Genomic DNA, 17680 nt, shown 5'->3' on the forward strand with positions numbered 1-17680 from the left:
GCGAGGAAGGCGACATGGCGGCGGGCCCGTTCAATGCAGGAAGCGGGACGTCGGGTGCTCCTTCGTCCATTGCCCGGGCTTGATGCTGACCAGTGCCTCCGCCACCTTGTCGATATCGGCCTGCGTGTTGTAGACGCTGAACGATATGCGCACGGTGCCCAGCACGCCCAGGCTGTCGACGAGCGGTATGGCGCAATGCACGCCGGTGCGCACCGCGATGTCGAAGCTGTTCAGATGATTGCCCACGTCGTAGGGATGCAGATCGCGGATACCGAACGACAGGATGCTCCCCGGCTCGCCCGGCGCGCCGAAGAGTTGCACGCCGGGCAGGGCGCCGAGTTGCTTCGCGGCATGGAAGAACAGCGCCTGATCGTGCTCCCGGACGGCGTCCAGGCCCAGGGCGACGAGGTAATCGGCCGCGCGCGCGAGGCCGACGGCGCCCGCCACGTTGGGCGTACCGGCTTCGAAGCGATGCGGCGCCGGCAGGTAATGCGTCACGCGCTCGTAATTGACGCCGTAGGCGACGCCGCCGCCGGTCTGGAACGGCGCGAGCCATTCGGTTTGGCGCGGGTTGATATACAGCACGCCGATGCCTTGCGGCCCGTACATCTTGTGACTGGAGAAACAGTAGAAATCGACGTCGAGATCCTGCACGTCGACCTTCACGTGGGCGATGGCCTGCGCGCCGTCGATCAGGACCGGGATATCGCGTTCGCGGGCCAGACGCGCCATCTCCTTCACCGGATTGGTCACGCCCAGCACATTGGACACGTGGGCGATCGCGACCAGCCGGGTCCGGGGCGACAGTAGCGCCTGGTAATCCTCGAGGCGGATCCGTCCCGTCGTATCGACCGGCACCACGCGCAGGGTGGCGCCGGCCTCCTCGCAGGCCGTCTGCCATGGCAGCAGGTTGGAGTGGTGCTCCATGCCGGTGACCACGACCTCGTCGCCTTGTTTCAGGCGTCGCTTGGAAAAATTCTGCGCGACGAAGTTGATCGATTCGGTGGTGCCCTTGGTGAAGACGATGCTGTCGCTCGAGGCCGCATTGATAAAACGCGCGAGGGTCTGGCGGCTGGCTTCGTAAGCTTCGTGCGAACGATTGCTGAGCTTGTGGACGCTGCGCCCGACGTTCGCATTGATATGACTGTAGTAATGCGTGATGGCGTCGATGACCGAGGCCGGCTTCTGCGTCGTTGCCGCGTTGTCGAGATAGATCAGGCTTTCGTCGTGCGTGAAGATCGGAAAGTCTTTCTTGGCCTGGTTGAGAGACATGATGACCTTTTCCTGGAAACGTGAGGGAACGCGATGGCGTTGGCGTTACAAATAGCGCGTCAGATCCGCTGACAGGTCGGCGATATCCTCGATGCCGACCGACAGGCGAATCAGGTTCGGGGTGATGCCGAGGCTGCGCTTGATCTCGTCCGGCACGGCGCGATGCGTCATGAGCGCGGGGCATTCGATCAGCGAGAACACGGCGCCGAGGCTCACCGCGCAATGGAAATACTTCAGGCCATGCATCAGCGTCGTGACGTCGCCGAGATACTCGAACGAGATGATCGCGCCCGGGCCGGTCATCTGCCGCGCGCACAACGCGTGCTGCGGATGCGATTCGAGGCCGGGATAGATGACGCGCGACACCTTCGGCGATCGCTGCAGCAGATCGACCAGCGCCCGCGCGTTGGCGACCTGGCGCTCGACGCGCAAGCCCAGGGTCTTGACGCCCCGGTGAACCAGGTAGCAGTCGAGCGGCCCGGGCACCGCGCCCGTCACCGTGCGGTGCCGGGCGAGCACGCGGTGATGCGATTCGTCGCGCGAGATCAGCGCGCCGCCGATGACATCGCCGTGGCCGGCGAGATACTTGGTCGTGCTGTAGAGCACGAAGTCGGCGTCGAGATCGAGCGGGCGCTGCAGATACGGACTGGCGAAGGTGTTGTCCACCAGCACCAGCGCCTCGCGCCGCTTCGCGAGCGCGCAGATCGCCCGCAGGTCCGCCAGCTTCAGCGTCGGATTGGTGGGCGTCTCGATCCACACGAGACGCACGCCGCCGGTCAGGGCGGCTTCCACGGCCTGCAGATCGCTCATGTCGACCTTGCGGTGGCGCAGGCCACTGGTGGTTTCCAGCGCCTGGAACAGGTCGAGCGTCCCGCCATAGACATCGTCCGAGCACAGAAACGTATCGCCCGGACGCAGCAGGCTCAGCGCCGCCGCACCCGCGGCCTGTCCGGAGGCGAAGGCAAGCGCATGGTCGCCGCCTTCCAGCGCCGCGAGACAGCGTTCGAGCGCTTCACGGGTCGGATTCTCGCCCCGGCCGTAGAAATAACGCAGCGGCTCCTGGCTTTCCTGCGCGAACGTCGACGCCAGATGAAGGGGCGGGACGACCGCCCCCGTGACCGGATCCGGCTCCTGGCCGACGTGTACCGCGATCGTGTCGAATTTCATCAGGCCACGCTCTCGACTTCGAGATCCTTCTTCGTGCCTTCTTCCCAGGCGTCGAGATAGCTCCGCTGCTCCGGCGTGAGAACGTCGATTTCAATGCTGCGCGACGCGAGCTTCATCGACGCGATCATCGTGTCGACTTCCGCCGGCATGTCCAGCACGCTGATCGGCAGGTTCGGATGCTTGAGCAGATATTCGCAACCCAGCGCCTGGTTCGAGAACGACATGTCCATCACCTCGGCGGGGTGCCCCTCGGCGGCGCACAGATTGACGAGGCGGCCCTCGGCCAGTACCGAGATGCGCCGCCCGCTCGCAAGGGTGAACTGCTCGATGTCCGAGCGGATCTTCCGGGTGCCGGAGGACAGCGCGCGCAGGCGCACGAGATCGATCTCGCAATCGAAGTGGCCGGCATTGGCGAGCACGACGTTGTCCTTCATCGATGCGAAGTGGCGGTCGTCGATGACGGCTTTGTTGCCCGTGACCGTGACGAACACGTCGCCGAGCGGCGCGGCCTGATCCATCGGCATGACACGGAAGCCTTCCATCACGGCTTCGAGCGCGCGGACCGGATCGATCTCGGTGACGATCACGTCGGCGCCCATCCCGGCCGCGCGCATCGCCACGCCGCGTCCGCACATGCCGAAGCCTGCCACGACGAATTTCTTGCCGGCCAGGAGCATGTTGGTCGCGCGCAGCACCGCGTCGACGGTCGATTGACCGGTGCCGTACCGGTTATCGAACATATGCTTGGTCTTGGAATCGTTGATCGCGATGATCGGATACTTGAGTCCGCCCATGCGCTCCAGGTTCTTCACGCGGATCACGCCGGTGGTCGTTTCCTCGAGCCCGCCGACGATGTTCGCGGCAGCGGACGCATAGTCCGAATGCAGCAGCTTGGTGAGATCGCCGCCGTCGTCGATCACCACGTGCGGCTGCGCGTCGAGCACCATGTGGCAGTGGCTTTCGTAGGTCTTCAGGTCTTCGCCGTGAATCGCGTAGACGTGCACGCCCTGCGACGACAGATAGGCAGTGACGGGATCTTGCGTGCTGATCGGATTGGACGCGCAGAGGAACACCTTGGCGCCGCCGGCGCGCAGCGTCTCGATCAGGTTGGAGGTCTCGGCCGTGATGTGCAGGCAGGCGCCGATCACGCGGCCCGCCAGCGGGCGTTCGCGCTCGAAGCGCACACGAATCGATTCGAGCACGGGCATGCTGCGCCGTGCCCACTCGGTCAGTTCGCGGCCTTCGTCGGCCAGCTTGATATCGGCGATATGAGACGGATGAATGTTCATGCAGGCACCTTGTTGAGAACGATGAAAGTGAAGGAAACGATGGCTTGACCGCTCATCGTCGGGCGGAAAAGCACAGAGCATGCGAGGGCAGCGATACCGTACCGTCCGCCCGCACGAAGCGGCCGGCCGCTTCGGCGAACTGGGTCCACAACGCGGCGAGCCGATCCGGCGACGCCCGTTCGGCGATGGCCGCGCCGATGCCGGGCGGGATCAGGTCGCGCGAGAACCGGACGAATTCGTCCACCGTCTCGAACATGAACGGGGCGACGACCCGTTCGCAACGAATTTGCGAGAAGCCCGCGGCCTCCAGCTCGGCGCGTACCGCCTGCTCGTCGGCCATGCAGAACGGATTGGGTTTGCCGGGCGGCGGTGGCGGCAGATCCAGTTCGCGGGCGAAGAAGCCGACGGCGAGACTGATCATCGGCACCTGGTCCGGCGTGCTCCAGGTGGAAAAGACGAGCCGTCCGCCGGGTGTCATGGCCTCCCGGAAGCGGAGCAGGCACGCCTGCCGGTTCGGCATGAACATCAGCCCGAACCGGCTCGTCACGATCTGGTAGCGGGAATCCGGCACGAACTGCTCGGCGTCGGCCGCGGCGAACGACACGTTGCCGACCGAACCCTGGCGCCGGCGCGCCACCGCGATCATCTCCTCGGCGATGTCGATGCCCGTCACGTGCCCGTCGGGTCCGACCTGCGCCGCCATGCTCAGCGCGGGTTCGCCGAGGCCCGTCGCGACGTCGAGAACATGGTCGCCGGGCTGCGGGGCGGCGCTGCCGATCAGCGTCCGGCTGACGTGGCTTGCACCGCGCTCGAATGCGTCGCCCCAGCGTTCCCACGCCTGAGCGAGCGCGTTCCAGGTTTGCCGCTGTTCCTGGCTCGGGGAAATCGTATTCATAGGCATTCCTTGTAGAGGGCGCTTACATCGCGCCGGTATCGACGAGCTTTCGCAGCGCCGCGATATATCTCGGCGACGTGCCGCAGCAGCCGCCGACGAGGCTCAGCCCGTAGCGCGAAGCGCTCTCGCTGATGAATTCCACGAACTGTCGCGTGGATACATTGGGGCGCAAGTACCCGCCCGGCGCGTCGGCGGGCTCTTCGGACCGGTCTTCGACGTTCGGATAGGCGCCGAGAGCGAGATGACCGATCGACGGCAGGCGGGATAGCGCGAGGTGCGTCGCGGCCAGATTGCTGCAATTGATGCTGATCGCGAGCGGTGCGAATTCGGCGACGAAATCCGCCAGCGGTGCGTAGTTCTCGCCGCTGAGCAGCAGACCGTCTGGATTGCAGACGAAGCTGACGATGAACGGCGCCTGCCTCTCGCGGCATAACGCGCCGATCACCTGCGCTTCCCGCCACGTGTTGATGGTTTCCGCCAGGATCAGATCGACGCCGGCATCGAGCAGACCCGAGATCGAATCGCCGTGTTCTTCGCGCAAAATGCCGTTCGACGGCGTCTCTTCGGGGCGATAGGCGTCGGCGACGGGCGCTAGCGATCCGGCGATCAGAATCTCGCGGCCGCCGCCGGCCTGGTCGATCGCCTGCCGGGCCAGCTCGACGGCGACGGCGGTCAGCTCCGCGGCCGTGATGCGATGGCTGCTCGCGGAAACGGCCTTCCGGGTCGTCCGAAACGTGTTGGCGGTGATGATGTCCGCGCCGGCCTCGACGTACTCGCCGTGAATTTCCAGCAGCGCCGCGCGCCCCTCGGGCGTCAGCAAGGACTCGGCGGACCAGAGCGGCGGCCGCATCTCGTAGCCGCGGCGTTGCAGTTCGGTGGCCGTGGCGCCGTCGAGCAGCACGGGCATCTTCGACGCAAGCCTCAGGCGAAGCGACATCAATGCGCGATCGCTCATGTCGGTTGGCCTGCCCACGGTTGGATGACGCTTTCGCGAAACCGTTCGATCAGGCAGGCCGGCAACAGCATCGCCTTTTGCGGAGGATAGCGCCGCGAACGCGGCGGCCTGTAGTCGGCGTCCGTGCGGGTCGGCAGGTGCAGCGTCCGGTCGAGAAGATGGGCACCGCGGTAGAACCAGCATATCTGGCCGACCGTCTCGGTAAACACGGCGCGGCCCGCCGTGGACGACAGCAGTTCCAGATGATGCAGTGCCGCCATGCATTCCCCGTGCAGCGAAAAATCCTGGCGCGGCGAATAGTGGCAGTAGTAGTCGTGGACGGCTCGAAACAGGTCGTTGTATGCGAACCGGTACCCATCGATCACGACGTCGCTCAGTTCAAGCATCGGATGATCGGGCGGCGGCGCGACGTCGCTGCCGTATCCGCGCGAGGTCAGATAGACGAACAGCGTGCTGGTCGACCCTACCTGGGCGATCATCTCGGCCGAATTGGCGTAGGGCTGACCCTGACCGAGGAATGGACGGATCTTGATGTCATGCCGTGACATGAACTCGAACTGCATCAGGATCTCTTCCTTGAGCGCTTCGTACGCCTCGCGAACGTCCGGATCGTCTGGAGCGTGCGGCGTCATGTCGTAGGTGATCGCCACGCGGGAGAAGAAGTGCTCCTGCACGCGCAGGTCCAGTGCCCTTCGTTCCCTGAAAGGGAATTTTTCCTTGATGTAGCATTCCGCCAATAAGGTCATGAAGTCAGTCCTGTCAGCCCATTGAACTGAAGCAAATTTCTGATCGATAGCCGAATCGAGCTCGGGAACCGCGTTGCCTTCGGCTACATGACGCCGCTTAACCGGCAGGCCGGCCGATTCGCGGAGGGGAGATCGGCGCGCCGGAGTGTGCCGGTCCGCCTCGGCCCCGGATCACGTGCGTGCGCGGCACCGGCGTGCCGGTCGATGTCGATCCAGCATGGCAGGGTCGGCGTGTCGTTCATCCATTGCGGCGGTGCGGCCCGGTGAATGTCGATTCCCGTTCGCTGAAGCAGCCGTACGACGCCGAGCGAGGAGAAGGTGATGAGACGGTCGGCGCCTTGCGTTCGCGCGACGCGGACGATTTCGTCGACCAGCAGGAGCGCCGGCCGGCGAACATCTTCTTCGCCCATCGATTCGCCCCGAGGCAGGCCGATCGCGAAGCAGGACAACTCCCAGACGTCGTTGTCCGCGGGCGGCAGCGCCGGGCTCATCAGATGCGCGAAGTGGGTTCCCAGCAGGTAAGGCCGGCTTGTCGGCAGCAGACGGCCGCAACCGGTGACGTCGCCGCGCTGATCGATGGCGACGACGTAGAGCGTCTCGTCGTGATCGAACTCGTCATGCCCTGGTTCATCGAGCGCCGGCAGAGGCCGGTCCGGCTCCCGATACAGCATCTTGTGTCGATACCCCCTCAGTTGCCGCATCGTACTTCGACCCAGTGCCGCGCTGTTTCCCGACAAGACATCGAACATCATGCGCATCCTCGAAAGTGTTATCACTATTTAATCTTTTCTTATTCCAACGAAGAAGCTGCCCGAATGGGCAGGGCAGTGACGAAGGGTGTTTGCAAGGTGGGAGCGGAGATGAACGTCGCGCGTCGAGCGTTGTGCAGTGCACCGCGTTTCGACGGCGGATCCGACCCTGGACGGGTCTCAGTTGTGCCGGTAGATACCGGTTTCCTTAAGAACGGCGGACTGGATATCGCGCTCGCGCGCGCCGGAACATAACCAGTCGTGGATCAGCAGGCGACTGCACCCCATGCCGTATTCGTTGCCGTATGTGTCGAGAAGCATCATGTTGAAGCTGACGTCTTCCTTTGGAATCCTGATGTCGTACCGGCCGGCGCAAACATGCCAGGTACAGCCGATGCTGGCTGCGGGGCGATGTTCTTCACAGATCAGTTCATAGAAGCCGGCATTGACGGCAGGAATGCCTTCCCGCCAAAGCTCGCGGAGCAGGTCGAGATCCTGCAGGCACAGATACCGGCGGAACCGGAGCGCGCGAAACTCGGAAAGCGTCAGCCGGATGGAGTCGTCGTGTCGATGTTCTGGCATGTCGCTTCGCATAAGGTTCGGACGTTGACACGGGGCAGCCTGCCTGTCCGCATCAACGCATGACCCATTCCGGGCGTTGGTGTGTCCGGAGTCGATTCGGCTTGAACCGGCCAAAGTCCCCGCTTGGGGCGCATCTCAAACCCGGACTCTAACCGGTTAGTCATACAAAATATACTGCCTGTTCGGGCACCAGGCGAACGAGGCCGGGAATCCGTGTGCAGCGGCAGTCGCCGTGATCCGGCTCCGCGGCGTGGGGCGCGACGCCTCCGTCAACGCGCGCGGGTTTCACGCCGGCCGGACGCTTCGTCAGCGCAATGAAGGCGGGCGCACGGACGTTCGCGGCGCCGACAAGTCGAATTCTTGAACGAGCAGGGTGCTTGTGTCCGTTCCAGCGTCTTCCGTGAATCATCCGAGGCAGCCGAGGGCTCGCAAGCGGGAGACGGATCGAACGAGGATTTACCAGCGTTCCATGTACGGTCGCAGGTCCAGCTCGAAGGTCCACGCGTCGCGCGGCTGCATATGGAGATTCCAGTAGTTCTCGGCGATATGGGCCGGATTCAGAATGCCGTCCCGGTCCTTGAGGGCATGGCGATCGGGGAAATTGGAACGGATGAACGCGGTGTTGATCGCGCCGTCGACCACCACGTGGGCGACATGAATGTTCCGGGGGCCGAGTTCTCGCGCCATGCTCTGCGCGAGCGCACGCAGTGCGTGCTTCGCGCCGGCGAAAGCCGCGAAATTCGCCGAGCCGCGCAGCGAAGCGGTGGCGCCCGTGAAGAGGAGGGTGCCGCGGCCACGTTCGACCATGCGTTTGGCGACTTCTCTCGCATTGAGGAAACCGCCGAAGCACGCCATCTCCCAGATCTTGAAATATTTGCGTGCCGTTTCATCGAGGATGCTGCAGGAGACATTGGCACCGATGTTGAACACGAACACTTCGATCGGCCCATGTTCGCGCTCGATATGGTCGACAAGCGCGACAACGTCCTCTTCCTTGCGCGCATCGCTGCCGAAACCGAAGGCCTGACCGCCGGCAGCACGGATCGCGTCGACGGCAGGCTGCAGCTTATCCGCGGAGCGGCGCGTCAGACATGCGATGAAGCCTTCCCTCGCGAAGCGCGCGGCGATGGCGCTGCCGGTGGAATCTCCCGCGCCGATGACCAGCGCGACTTTTCGGGTTTCTGCGGCATCCGGCATCGCTCTCTCCTTTGATAAACGTTCGCTTTATAAAACGAACGTTAAGTAATGGGAATGAGGATGTCAAGCGTGCCGATGCGCGCCGGCGTTCTGCTCAGGTTTTCTTGTCGAGTTCCAGCGAGTGCATCCGGCTGATGTAGCGCCGGCATGCGGCCAGGATTTCCTTGCGTATCTTGTCGCTCTCCACGGAGCGGGCCAGCACGAGCGCGCCGACACACTGAGCGATCAGTGCCCAGGCCGCATCCGGATCCTCCAGCCGCCGGTGCCAGCTTTCCTGCGTATGCCGAAGACTCGCTTCGGCTGCCTTGCGCACGGCCGGGCCGGCGCGTGCGATCTCCGGTCCCAGCGTGGGGAGGACGCAACCGGTCTCGGGGTTCGCGGCATGGAAGCTGCTGAGATAGCCGCGCAGTCGTTTGGCCACGTGGTCGGCCGACGCATCGTCGTGACCTGCGAGCATGTGTGCGCTGTTCTGAAGTTCCTCGCGAACCAGTTCCTCGAACAACGCCTGTTTGGACGGGAAGTGGCTGTAGAACGCGCCGCCCGTGAGCCCGATGGCGGACATGAGCGCGTCCACCCCGGTGGACGCGAATCCGCCGCGCTTGGCGATCGAGCGGCTGCTGGCGAGCAGCCGTGCGCGGGTTTCCTGTTTGTGAGTGCTGGAGTAGCGCATGGCGGTAGAGGCGACCCATGTTGACACGGCCTCCAGCGTAGCATAGCCTTCGTTCACTAAACGATCGTTACCCTATGTCCATGCCCATGTCCAAGCGCGTTGACTTCTATTTCGATGTCGGCAGTCCTGCTTCCTATCTGGCCTGGACTCAATTGCCGACGCTGTGCCGCACCGCGGGCGCCGAGCTGGTCTGCAAGCCGATGCTGCTCGGCGGCGTTTTTCAGCGCACCGGCAATGCGTCTCCGATGACCGTGCCGGCCAAGGCGCGGTACGTGAATCACGACCTGCAACGATATGCGCGCAGATATGACGTGCCGTTGGCGGTCAACCCGCATTTCCCGATCATCACGCTTTTCCTGATGCGAGTCGTCACGGGCATCGCGGCACAGGAGCCCGATCGCTTGCACGCGCTCCTGGACACGGTATTCAAGGCTATCTGGGTCGACGCTCTGGATCTCAACAAGCCGGAGTTGACCGCGCAGGTTCTCTCGGACGCGGGATTCGATCCCCAGCGGATGCTCGCGTTTGCCGGAAGCCCGGAAATCAAGGAAGCGCTGAAGGCGGCGACGCAGGAAGCGATCGATCGCGGCGTCTTCGGTGCGCCGACCTTCTTTGTCGGCGACGAGATGTTCTTCGGTCAGGACCGGCTCGAGATGGTCCGGGATGAATTGACGCGCTAAATCGTATCGCGCGGCAGAACCGATACGCGAGTCCGCATGGAAGCGCGTCGCGTACAGGCCGGCCGTTCCCCGGTATGTACGCGACCTTGATCAAGGGTGTCACGAGGAGGTGGCACATGCCGGGCAGGGGCGTCGCGAGAAAGGGGCTGAGTGTTCAGTGTTCCTCCGCACCGGCATGACCCGGTAGCTTGCCGGCTTGCCAAGCCCGTTCGCGCAGAAGCGTCTCCGGGCGAAGCTTCACGACGCGGGATAATCGGTGCTCTCGGTCAAGTCGCGCCACGCTTCGACATTCTCGCGCAAGGCATCCAGGCGCTTGAATGCGACATCGAGCGCCGACCTGCCAAGCAGCAGACGCAACGGCGGCGCATCGGATTCCATCGCGGCAATCACCGCTGCGGCGCCTTTGGCCGGGTCTCCCGGCTGGTGACCGGAGATGGCGTATGTTGCCGCTCGGCGCTTGCCGGCCGATTCCGCGTAATCGTCGATGATGGTCTCGGACACAATCATGGATCGCCCCGCCCATTCCGTGTACGCCGCGCATATTTCGCGACCGCGGAAAGCGGGCGGAATGCCTCGGGGCGTGCTCGTTGCGGCGCTGACCACCTCCGTGTCGCCGGCCGAATCAGAGATCGCTGGCGATCCGGGTGATGAACGCGGCAATGGCCGCATCGTTGCGTGCAACGAAGATCCATTGGCCCACCTGTGTCGCGATGATCAGCCCTGCGTCGCGCAGCAGCGCGACGTGGGCCGAAACGGTCGACTGCGACAATCCGCTGCGTGCGACGATCGATGACAGCGGCACGCCGTGGCACGAGTGGAGGATCGCCGCGTCCGGAAACGTGTCCGGCGACTTCAGCCAGCGCAGTACGTCCTGCCGAAACGGATGCGCAAGCGCCTTGTGGACGAGCTGGGTGTCCATCGTGGGGTCCGCCGGATCAGCGCCGTCCCATGCCGCGATGCGCGAGTGCGGCGGCGAGCCCGGCCGCGACGCCGAACGCGGCTACGCCGTGCCAGCCGAAGCGGGCCATCAGCGCGCCGCTCAGGATCGCGCCGAGCGCGCCGCCGATGAAGGTCGCGGTCATGTAGAGGCTATTGATGCGGCCCTGCGCCTTCGGATCGGCGGCGAAGGCGCGCGTCTGGTTCGCAACCAGTCCGGCCTGCACGCCGATGTCGAGCACGACCACGCCGATCACGAGGAGCGCGAGCGAACTGCCGGCGCCCGCCAGGAACAGATAGGCGGCCGTGACGATCGCGATGCTCAGACCGATCACGCGCCGCGTGCCGATCCGGTCCGAGGCTCGGCCGCCGATCGTGGCGGCCAGCGCGCCCGCCGCGCCGATGACGCCGAAGCCGCCGGCCCACGCGCTGCCGAGGTGCCAGGGGCCGTCGGCGAGCAGGGCCGCGAGATTGACCCAGAACGCATTGAAGGCGGCCCACAGCAGCGCCTGCACGATCATCGATTCGCGGATCGGTCGATGATCGCGCGCCAGCGTCCACAGCGAGGCGAGCAGCCGGCCGTAGGACAGCGTAGTGCTCGGCACGCCGCGCGGCAGCAGCCAGGCCGCGGCGATTCCCACCGGCACCATCGCGGCGGCCTCGACGCCGTACACCGCGCGCCAACCGTAGTGCGCGGCGATCAGGCCGCTGATCGCGCGGCCGAGCAGAATGCCGACCATGATGCCGGTGACGACCGTGCCGACGTTGCGTCCGCGTTCGCTGGGCGCCGACATCACGGCCGCGAACGGCACCAATTGCTGGGGCACGCAACTGACCACGCCGAGCGCGAACGCGGCACCGATCAGCGCCCACACGCCGGTTGCGAGCGACGACGTCACGGCGAACGCGAAGGCCAGCGCAATTTGTCCCAGCACGAGCGCTCGCCGATCGTAGCGATCGCCGAGCGGCAGAAGCAGCGCGAGCCCGGTCGCGAAACCGAAGAGGGCCGCGCCCGCCACGAGAGCGGCCGTCGCCGGGTCGGCGTGCAGGCCTTGCGCGATCAGCGGCAGGATCGGCTGCGTGCAGTAGATGTTGGTGACCACGGCGCCGGCGATGACGGCCATCGCGACGATCTTTCCGCGCGAGGCGGTGGCGGGATGAGCGGCGGCCGCGACGGGCGGCATGCCGGATGCGAGCGGTAATTCGTTCATGGCAGGCTCCTTTCATGGCGATCCTTCATCGCGGACAGCGGATGTTGTCGCCGCGATGGATGAACGGAGCGTACCGACTTGCGGCGGAAAAGATAATCCACCAGAATTTGGAATCATCTTTCCAAAATTCGAGAGGTAACATGAATCGTCTCGAGTCGATGTCCTTGCTGGTGGCGGTGATCGATGCCGGCAGCATGTCGGCCGCCTCGCGCCAGCTCGGTATTCCGCTGGCGACGGTCAGCCGCAAGATTGCGGAGCTTGAGTCCTACCTGAATACGCGGCTGATGCACCGCACCACGCGGCAGTTGTCACTGACCGAGGCGGGCGAGTCTTATGTCGCAGGTTGCCGGCGGATCCTCGACGACATCGCGGAAACCGAGCGAGCCGCCACCGGCGAATACGCGGCGCCGCGAGGCGAACTGATCGTCACCGCGCCGATCGTGTTCGGACGTTTGCATATCGTGCCGGTGGTGGCCGCGTTCCTCGCTCACTATCCCGAGATCGACGTGCGCCTGGTGCTGACGGATCGCGTCGCTCACTTGATGGACGAGCAGATCGATGTCGCGCTGCGGATCGGCGAGCTGCCCGACAGCAGTTTCATGGCGACTCGCGTCGGTAGCGTGCGCCGTGTGGTCTGTGCGAGTCCCGCCTACCTGGATACGCATGGTGCGCCCGGCGAGCCTGCCGATCTGGCGCGGCATCAATGCATCACGTTCGAGGTGCTGGCTTCGCGGCGTGCCTGGGTGTTCGAGGGAGAGAAGGGCGAACTGGCGGTGCCCGTGCATTCGCGCTTCGCCGTGAATACGGCCGAGGCGGCCATCGATGCCGCCGTGCTCGGCGTGGGGTTGATCCGTGTGTTGTCGTATCAGGTCGCGCAGGCATTGCGCGACCGCGCGCTGGACGTGGTGCTCGACGCGTTCGAATCGCAGCCGCTGCCGGTCAGCCTGGTGCACAAGGGGCAGGCGCCGATGCCGCTGAAGCTGCGCGCGTTCCTCGATTTCGTCGTGCCGCGCCTGCGTGAACGCATTGCGGGGCTGACGCCCGGGCGCTGATCGTTCACGGGCCGAACTGGTGCAGCAGTTCGATGTGCATCCGGACCAGATCACGGCATGGATCAAGGAGAAGGGGTTACTACGGCACAGGCTTGCGGCCTATCTGGCGAAGTACATCACCAAGGATTTTGCGGAGCACGCACTCAACCAAAAGCGCTACTGGGCGAGCCGGGCGTAGTGGTGCCGGAAGTGATGCCGATCGATCACATTCTCTCGGACGATCCCGCTGAGGCGCTGAAAGTGGCCCTGCAGTGGTCGGGCATTCTGGAGGCAAGAGTTGGGGAGGCATCTACGAGAGAGAGTTGATACTGCCTCATACTCTGAATTATTAGGTTGATTGTGGATGATTTTAATTCTTCTGTTCGACTTGATGGTCTGATTATATTTTATAAATTAATTGAATATTCTACAAATCATCCTAGGCTTACTCTGCTCGACGCCAAATCATCACATGCCGACATGATTAATCTTTGCTTTTCGATAGAGGGCGGGATGAAAAATTGGCGCATCACAGGGGCGATCTGTTTCTGTGCTGGGCTTCGCGGGAACTTTCCCGATTGCAACGGAGTAGGCTGAAGATGACCTGGGAACCAATTCTGGTGTCCAGTGCCATGTATATCCCGTGAATGATTCAGGTCAAGCGGTCGGTCGATGCACGCTTCGTAATTTCAGTTGGACAGAGATTAAATCACCAATCAATTACCATGTGGACGTGATTATGAAAATCAATCCATCGAAAATTGGAAATTTTATTTATGCATTTGTTGGAGGTGTGATTTTTTCTTGCTCCGTGTCATCCGTCAATGCAAGGCCAATTTCAATGGAATATTCAGATATATTTTTAAATTATGAATCGGATTATTTGAAAAATTTTTCCGATATTAACCAGGAGTATTTAAAAACACTTTACGATTTTGATCAAGGTGAATTTTTACATTTCGCTCCTTACAAAGATAATTGTGGAAGATATTCGCATTACAAAGATGTACATGGGATGGGTGTTGTAAAGTGTGATTATTATTTTTGATTTTCTAAGATTTAATATTCGATAGCGGGGTGCTGGAATAGGGGATGCATATGCTTACAGTAGCGTTGCCCGTCGAACTGCAGGCCGCCATCGTGGCGGCCGCGCATCGGTCAGGCCCATCTGTTGATGAACACATGGCGGCGGTATGCGCCGTTTCCTTGCCCAGCCGGATGCCGTGGCACTCGTACAGCTTCTCGCAGGCCAGCGTCGGCCCAAAATCCGCGTAGCGCTCCCGCACGAGCGCCATCGCCTGGGCGCGTAAATCGATCGGTAGCGCCCGATTGCTTGGCATCCCGCGTTTGACCGATACCAGACCCGCCACGCCGGCCGCCTCATACCGTCGGCAAGCCGGCTGATCTGCCGTTCACTGATCTGCAGTCGCTCAGCCGCCTGGCCACACCTCAGGCAACCCTCGACGACTGCGGCAATGACCTTGACCCGCTCGAGTTCACGCATGCTTGCCGTAACCAGCTCACGTCCATTCATGTTGGGCTCCCGGCGACGCCAGCGCGTAGCATGGCATGCGCTCAGGAGCGGAAATCAGACATTTCTAACGAGCCCAAACCAGACATGACTAAAAAGCTCCAACATCAAATATGGTGATAATTTACCTTATGTCAAATTGAGGTCAAGAATCCGCCGCACGATTCGGGCAATCAAAACAACCCTGCTGCTGACAATGCCTCGACCGGTAACAGCGTAGCAAACCCAGAATCGCATCCTTCGAGACGCCTGCCATGAGCAGGCGTTTTTTATGCTCCGCGATCAGATAGTACGTCCGGCGACGCCTTGCGTCATGAACCCCGCGCCGTGTGTTTCGAATGATCCAGTACAGGTGTCGGATATCGCGCGCCACATCAAACAGCTCTTGTTCAGACAGCTCAGGTCGTTCTAACAGTTCAAGCTGAATCATTTCAAGTCCATAAAAGGTGACATGCTTTATATCGGCAAGTACCCTCATGTCTTTGAATATTTTTGTAAGCCCGTAACAGCAACCCCCTACACGCCCGCCCCTAAATCCTCACCCTCGAAGCGCGCTAAAACGCACCATTCTGATCCCGACGAACTTAGTGGTTCGTGCCATCCTCTACAGCCTTCACAAGCTCAAAGCCTGATCTACCCAGCTGGTAATAGTAAGTACCCGAGCCCGACTCGTTACGAGCGCCATGTAGGATTAGCAAACGGCTGTTCACGCGAAACTCGATTGGCACGTCAATTTCGGGAGCCCAGCAACACAGCGTGAATGGTAGCCATGTCGTCTGACCTGTCTTCGCGTCAACGGCCACAGTCGTAACACACGAAGCGCCACAACCCCAGCTACTCAAAATGTAATGCCCGGCAAAATTCGGTTTGCCGCGAATGACCTGCCGCAAGCGAGTCGCATATTCTTTGTCCTTTGATGACTCGATACGGACCTTCGCGACCTTTCCTTCGAACTTTTCAGCAACTGGGTATGCGTCGAAACTTGGCAGCTGCTCGTCAGCGTAGACGTGCCCGAGAGCGCACAAACCGAACGCGAGCGTAACCAGAGGATACTTTTTCATTCCGTCAATACCAGTGATGTTTTTCCCAGAATGCCCGCGCAGTACGAGCGGAGTGGTAACGCCCATAAATGTAGCGGATACCTCCCTGGCACTCTTCGACAGCATTGCCGAACGACTTTTCTCCGTTCGGATTCAACGAATATTGGGCCTTCAACAACTGATACAGACCGCGTGCCGACGAACTCGAATTACTCGCATTCACCCGTCCGCCAGACTCTTGAGCCATGATCCACAGTAGGTCATTGAAATCTGCTACCGGAACCTCCTCCTGAACCATCGCAGCGCGCAGCGCCGCCTGAGAGCTTGCAGGAACAACTGTAGGATCTTTCGCCACCCAACCTTTTTTTGCGGGTTTTAGTGGTCGATGCGCGTGAGAATGTTTCTTCATAGATGGCCCGGTTACATCGATCTATATAGTACGTCCGGCGACGCCTCTCTTGACGCGTGAATCATACTTCGCCGGTCGGCTCTCGCAGCTCACGGCTATGCCACACCCGCGTTACAAGGACATCGGTATCGTCCAGGATCGCATACCGCAGCACAAATGAGCTTCGGCCAAATTTCGCCGTCCATTCACGAAACTCAGCACGCGGCGCGCCAAATCCCGGATTTTCAGCAATTAAGTAGCCTGCCGCCTGGATAACCTTACCTGCCCGCGCCGCAGCAGCCGGACTTGTTGATAGCAAGAAAACGGATAAAGCCGCTCAAGATCCTCTACAGCATCGGGATGCCACTTCAACGCGGACATGGAGCCCGCTTTCCCGACGATAGATCATCCAACCACTGGCACACACGCTCGTGCGACACCGCCGGTGTTCCGGCGAGATACGAATCCAACCGGGCTCGATCCACCTCAAGCGACAACGCATCTGCAAAAACAGCCGCCGCGTACTCATCAACAGATTGGCCCGACCGGCGCGCCGCCGTAACGATGGCGGTTTCGAGCTCGGCGGGCAAAGTAACAGTAAGCATATCTGTCCCCAAAAAACATCATGCCCATTATTGTAAAACCTTCCGGCGCATCAAGCAGTCCTACGGCTAGATCTTTAGCTTTCACGAGTCGATAGCCAAAACACCCCAAGCTCCTGTCGCCAATACGACTGGCACCGGTCGAGCGTCGCGCCAACACGTAACGCCGCTTTGAAGGCAATTTTCAGCGCCTCGATAGGATCGTCCGCCAGGATGTGATCGATCGGCATCACCTCAGGTACGACAACGCCCCGGCTCGTCCAATACCGCTTCTCATTGAGCGCGTGCTCCGCGAAATCCTTGGTGATGTACTTCGCAAGATAGGCCGCCAACTTGTGCCGGAGCCCCTTTTCCTTGAACGGGCTCCGCATATTGACCTGACCGTTACCCGCGCCCACGATGCTTTGCCAGATCGAACGCAGCACGCGATAGTTCTGCCTCCCCTTGACGGCGACGTGTAGGTGCCACGCGCCTCGCTTCTGCCGTTCCGGCGTCGCGACGTACTGAAATCTGGACAGCTTTGACAGACGGCGGCGCAACGCATCGAAATCGCACTTGAGACGGGCCTTGTCCTGCATGTTCTCCCGGTACGTCAGCGTGATCATGCGATCGGCTCCAATCGCTTTACAACGGAGCCGTCCCACACATGCTTGCTCGAATACCTGCACCAAAGCACGAAAGCCTTGCGGCACTTCTTCGGCCGCAAGGCTTTCATCGACAACTCCAAAATCGGAAATTC

20 protein-coding genes and 3 pseudogenes are annotated in these 17680 nt (G+C 62.0%); 4 read left to right on the top strand and 19 right to left on the bottom strand.

The features are described from left to right. Positions 1 to 30: 30 nt before the first annotated feature. From RZR99_RS13690 to RZR99_RS13735, 10 genes are all read right to left on the bottom strand, one after another. Positions 31 to 1272 (bottom strand): aminotransferase class V-fold PLP-dependent enzyme, encoded by a 1242-nt coding sequence (locus RZR99_RS13690; RefSeq protein WP_323120315.1) that lies wholly within the window; start codon positions 1270 to 1272, stop codon positions 31 to 33. A 45-nt stretch (positions 1273 to 1317) separates the two neighbouring features. Then, positions 1318 to 2439 carry a trans-sulfuration enzyme family protein gene (locus RZR99_RS13695; protein WP_323120316.1) on the bottom strand — a complete coding sequence of 374 codons (1122 nt, stop codon included), beginning with the start codon at positions 2437 to 2439 and terminating at the stop codon, positions 1318 to 1320. After that, on the bottom strand, positions 2439 to 3728 hold the full coding sequence (locus RZR99_RS13700) for an adenosylhomocysteinase (protein WP_323120317.1): 1290 nt from the start codon (positions 3726 to 3728) through the stop codon (positions 2439 to 2441). The genes RZR99_RS13695 and RZR99_RS13700 overlap by 1 nt, the downstream gene beginning before the upstream one ends. Positions 3729 to 3780: 52 nt before the next feature. Further along, a complete protein-coding gene (locus tag RZR99_RS13705) occupies positions 3781 to 4623 on the bottom strand; it encodes a class I SAM-dependent methyltransferase (protein WP_323120318.1) in 843 nt (280 codons plus the stop codon). A 22-nt stretch (positions 4624 to 4645) separates the two neighbouring features. After that, on the bottom strand, positions 4646 to 5578 hold the full coding sequence (locus RZR99_RS13710) for a homocysteine S-methyltransferase family protein (RefSeq protein WP_323120319.1): 933 nt from the start codon (positions 5576 to 5578) through the stop codon (positions 4646 to 4648). After that, a complete protein-coding gene (locus RZR99_RS13715) occupies positions 5575 to 6324 on the bottom strand; it encodes a hypothetical protein (RefSeq protein ID WP_323120320.1) in 750 nt (249 codons plus the stop codon). Before RZR99_RS13715 ends, RZR99_RS13710 begins: the two co-directional genes overlap by 4 nt. An 83-nt stretch (positions 6325 to 6407) precedes the next feature. After that, positions 6408 to 7076, bottom strand: a complete 669-nt coding sequence (locus RZR99_RS13720) for an acyl-homoserine-lactone synthase (protein WP_323120321.1) — start codon at positions 7074 to 7076, stop codon at positions 6408 to 6410. A 177-nt stretch (positions 7077 to 7253) separates the two neighbouring features. Next, complete coding sequence (locus tag RZR99_RS13725; RefSeq protein WP_323120322.1) at positions 7254 to 7655, bottom strand: DUF4902 domain-containing protein; 402 nt, start codon at positions 7653 to 7655, stop codon at positions 7254 to 7256. Between the two features lie 456 nt (positions 7656 to 8111). Beyond that, a complete protein-coding gene (locus tag RZR99_RS13730; RefSeq protein WP_323120323.1) occupies positions 8112 to 8852 on the bottom strand; it encodes an SDR family oxidoreductase in 741 nt (246 codons plus the stop codon). Positions 8853 to 8946: 94 nt separating this feature from the next. Beyond that, on the bottom strand, positions 8947 to 9579 hold the full coding sequence (locus RZR99_RS13735) for a TetR/AcrR family transcriptional regulator (protein WP_323120324.1): 633 nt from the start codon (positions 9577 to 9579) through the stop codon (positions 8947 to 8949). A gap of 29 nt (positions 9580 to 9608) precedes the next feature. Between RZR99_RS13735 and RZR99_RS13740 the strand changes: the two genes are divergently transcribed. Next, a complete protein-coding gene (locus RZR99_RS13740; RefSeq protein ID WP_323120409.1) occupies positions 9609 to 10202 on the top strand; it encodes a 2-hydroxychromene-2-carboxylate isomerase in 594 nt (197 codons plus the stop codon). A 237-nt stretch (positions 10203 to 10439) separates the two neighbouring features. Here the strand turns inward: RZR99_RS13740 and RZR99_RS13745 are convergent, their stop codons facing one another. The 3 genes from RZR99_RS13745 to RZR99_RS13755 form a co-directional block, all read right to left on the bottom strand. Next, positions 10440 to 10709, bottom strand: a complete 270-nt coding sequence (locus RZR99_RS13745; RefSeq protein ID WP_323120325.1) for a Rossmann-fold NAD(P)-binding domain-containing protein — start codon at positions 10707 to 10709, stop codon at positions 10440 to 10442. 115 nt (positions 10710 to 10824) lie between these two features. Further along, positions 10825 to 11121, bottom strand: coding sequence for an ArsR/SmtB family transcription factor (locus tag RZR99_RS13750; protein WP_323120326.1), 297 nt, complete (start codon positions 11119 to 11121; stop codon positions 10825 to 10827). Positions 11122 to 11137: 16 nt separating this feature from the next. Next, a complete protein-coding gene (locus RZR99_RS13755; protein WP_407655442.1) occupies positions 11138 to 12349 on the bottom strand; it encodes an MFS transporter in 1212 nt (403 codons plus the stop codon). A gap of 140 nt (positions 12350 to 12489) precedes the next feature. On the opposite strand from RZR99_RS13755, the gene RZR99_RS13760 reads away from it, so the two are divergent. From RZR99_RS13760 to RZR99_RS13770, 3 genes and pseudogenes are all read left to right on the top strand, one after another. Next, positions 12490 to 13401, top strand: coding sequence for a LysR family transcriptional regulator (locus RZR99_RS13760; protein WP_323120327.1), 912 nt, complete (start codon positions 12490 to 12492; stop codon positions 13399 to 13401). 64 nt (positions 13402 to 13465) lie between these two features. Next, a pseudogene (locus RZR99_RS33320) lies at positions 13466 to 13738 on the top strand (hypothetical protein); the annotation flags it as partial. 381 nt (positions 13739 to 14119) lie between these two features. Next, positions 14120 to 14428: a hypothetical protein gene (locus tag RZR99_RS13770; protein WP_323120328.1), complete on the top strand. Its 309-nt coding sequence runs from the start codon at positions 14120 to 14122 to the stop codon at positions 14426 to 14428. Between the two features lie 151 nt (positions 14429 to 14579). Here RZR99_RS13770 and RZR99_RS33570 read toward each other — a convergent pair. The 6 genes and pseudogenes from RZR99_RS33570 to RZR99_RS13800 all read right to left on the bottom strand — a co-directional run. Continuing rightward, positions 14580 to 14914, bottom strand: a pseudogene (locus RZR99_RS33570) (helix-turn-helix domain-containing protein); the annotation flags it as partial. Positions 14915 to 15056: 142 nt separating this feature from the next. Next, positions 15057 to 15341 carry a hypothetical protein gene (locus tag RZR99_RS13780; protein WP_323120329.1) on the bottom strand — a complete coding sequence of 95 codons (285 nt, stop codon included), beginning with the start codon at positions 15339 to 15341 and terminating at the stop codon, positions 15057 to 15059. Positions 15342 to 15495: 154 nt separating this feature from the next. After that, complete coding sequence (locus RZR99_RS13785; protein WP_323120330.1) at positions 15496 to 15972, bottom strand: hypothetical protein; 477 nt, start codon at positions 15970 to 15972, stop codon at positions 15496 to 15498. Positions 15973 to 15976: 4 nt separating this feature from the next. After that, positions 15977 to 16360, bottom strand: a complete 384-nt coding sequence (locus RZR99_RS13790) for an aggregation-promoting factor C-terminal-like domain-containing protein (RefSeq protein WP_323120331.1) — start codon at positions 16358 to 16360, stop codon at positions 15977 to 15979. A gap of 61 nt (positions 16361 to 16421) precedes the next feature. Next, positions 16422 to 16658, bottom strand: coding sequence for a type II toxin-antitoxin system RelE/ParE family toxin (locus tag RZR99_RS13795; RefSeq protein WP_323120332.1), 237 nt, complete (start codon positions 16656 to 16658; stop codon positions 16422 to 16424). A 360-nt stretch (positions 16659 to 17018) separates the two neighbouring features. After that, positions 17019 to 17579 (bottom strand): annotated as a pseudogene (locus tag RZR99_RS13800) (rolling circle replication-associated protein); the annotation flags it as partial. Between the last annotated feature and the right edge of the window lie 101 nt (positions 17580 to 17680).

The organism is Burkholderia alba (assembly GCF_034721475.1).
Lineage (GTDB): Bacteria > Pseudomonadota > Gammaproteobacteria > Burkholderiales > Burkholderiaceae > Burkholderia > Burkholderia alba.

What these genes read in the sequence shown, in the direction of transcription:
- RZR99_RS13690 (WP_323120315.1), bottom strand. Translation starts at nt 1,272, where the DNA reads ATGTCTCTCAACCAGGCCAAGAAAGACTTTCCGATCTTCACGCACGAC.
- RZR99_RS13695 (WP_323120316.1), bottom strand. Translation starts at nt 2,439, where the DNA reads ATGAAATTCGACACGATCGCGGTACACGTCGGCCAGGAGCCGGATCCG.
- RZR99_RS13700 (WP_323120317.1), bottom strand. Translation starts at nt 3,728, where the DNA reads ATGAACATTCATCCGTCTCATATCGCCGATATCAAGCTGGCCGACGAA.
- RZR99_RS13705 (WP_323120318.1), bottom strand. Translation starts at nt 4,623, where the DNA reads ATGAATACGATTTCCCCGAGCCAGGAACAGCGGCAAACCTGGAACGCG.
- RZR99_RS13710 (WP_323120319.1), bottom strand. Translation starts at nt 5,578, where the DNA reads ATGAGCGATCGCGCATTGATGTCGCTTCGCCTGAGGCTTGCGTCGAAG.
- RZR99_RS13715 (WP_323120320.1), bottom strand. Translation starts at nt 6,324, where the DNA reads ATGACCTTATTGGCGGAATGCTACATCAAGGAAAAATTCCCTTTCAGG.
- RZR99_RS13720 (WP_323120321.1), bottom strand. Translation starts at nt 7,076, where the DNA reads ATGATGTTCGATGTCTTGTCGGGAAACAGCGCGGCACTGGGTCGAAGT.
- RZR99_RS13725 (WP_323120322.1), bottom strand. Translation starts at nt 7,655, where the DNA reads ATGCCAGAACATCGACACGACGACTCCATCCGGCTGACGCTTTCCGAG.
- RZR99_RS13730 (WP_323120323.1), bottom strand. Translation starts at nt 8,852, where the DNA reads ATGCCGGATGCCGCAGAAACCCGAAAAGTCGCGCTGGTCATCGGCGCG.
- RZR99_RS13740 (WP_323120409.1), top strand. Translation starts at nt 9,609, where the DNA reads ATGTCCAAGCGCGTTGACTTCTATTTCGATGTCGGCAGTCCTGCTTCC.
- RZR99_RS13745 (WP_323120325.1), bottom strand. Translation starts at nt 10,709, where the DNA reads ATGATTGTGTCCGAGACCATCATCGACGATTACGCGGAATCGGCCGGC.
- RZR99_RS13750 (WP_323120326.1), bottom strand. Translation starts at nt 11,121, where the DNA reads ATGGACACCCAGCTCGTCCACAAGGCGCTTGCGCATCCGTTTCGGCAG.
- RZR99_RS13755 (WP_407655442.1), bottom strand. Translation starts at nt 12,349, where the DNA reads ATGAACGAATTACCGCTCGCATCCGGCATGCCGCCCGTCGCGGCCGCC.
- RZR99_RS13760 (WP_323120327.1), top strand. Translation starts at nt 12,490, where the DNA reads ATGAATCGTCTCGAGTCGATGTCCTTGCTGGTGGCGGTGATCGATGCC.
- RZR99_RS13770 (WP_323120328.1), top strand. Translation starts at nt 14,120, where the DNA reads ATGAAAATCAATCCATCGAAAATTGGAAATTTTATTTATGCATTTGTT.
- RZR99_RS13780 (WP_323120329.1), bottom strand. Translation starts at nt 15,341, where the DNA reads ATGATTCAGCTTGAACTGTTAGAACGACCTGAGCTGTCTGAACAAGAG.
- RZR99_RS13785 (WP_323120330.1), bottom strand. Translation starts at nt 15,972, where the DNA reads ATGAAAAAGTATCCTCTGGTTACGCTCGCGTTCGGTTTGTGCGCTCTC.
- RZR99_RS13790 (WP_323120331.1), bottom strand. Translation starts at nt 16,360, where the DNA reads ATGAAGAAACATTCTCACGCGCATCGACCACTAAAACCCGCAAAAAAA.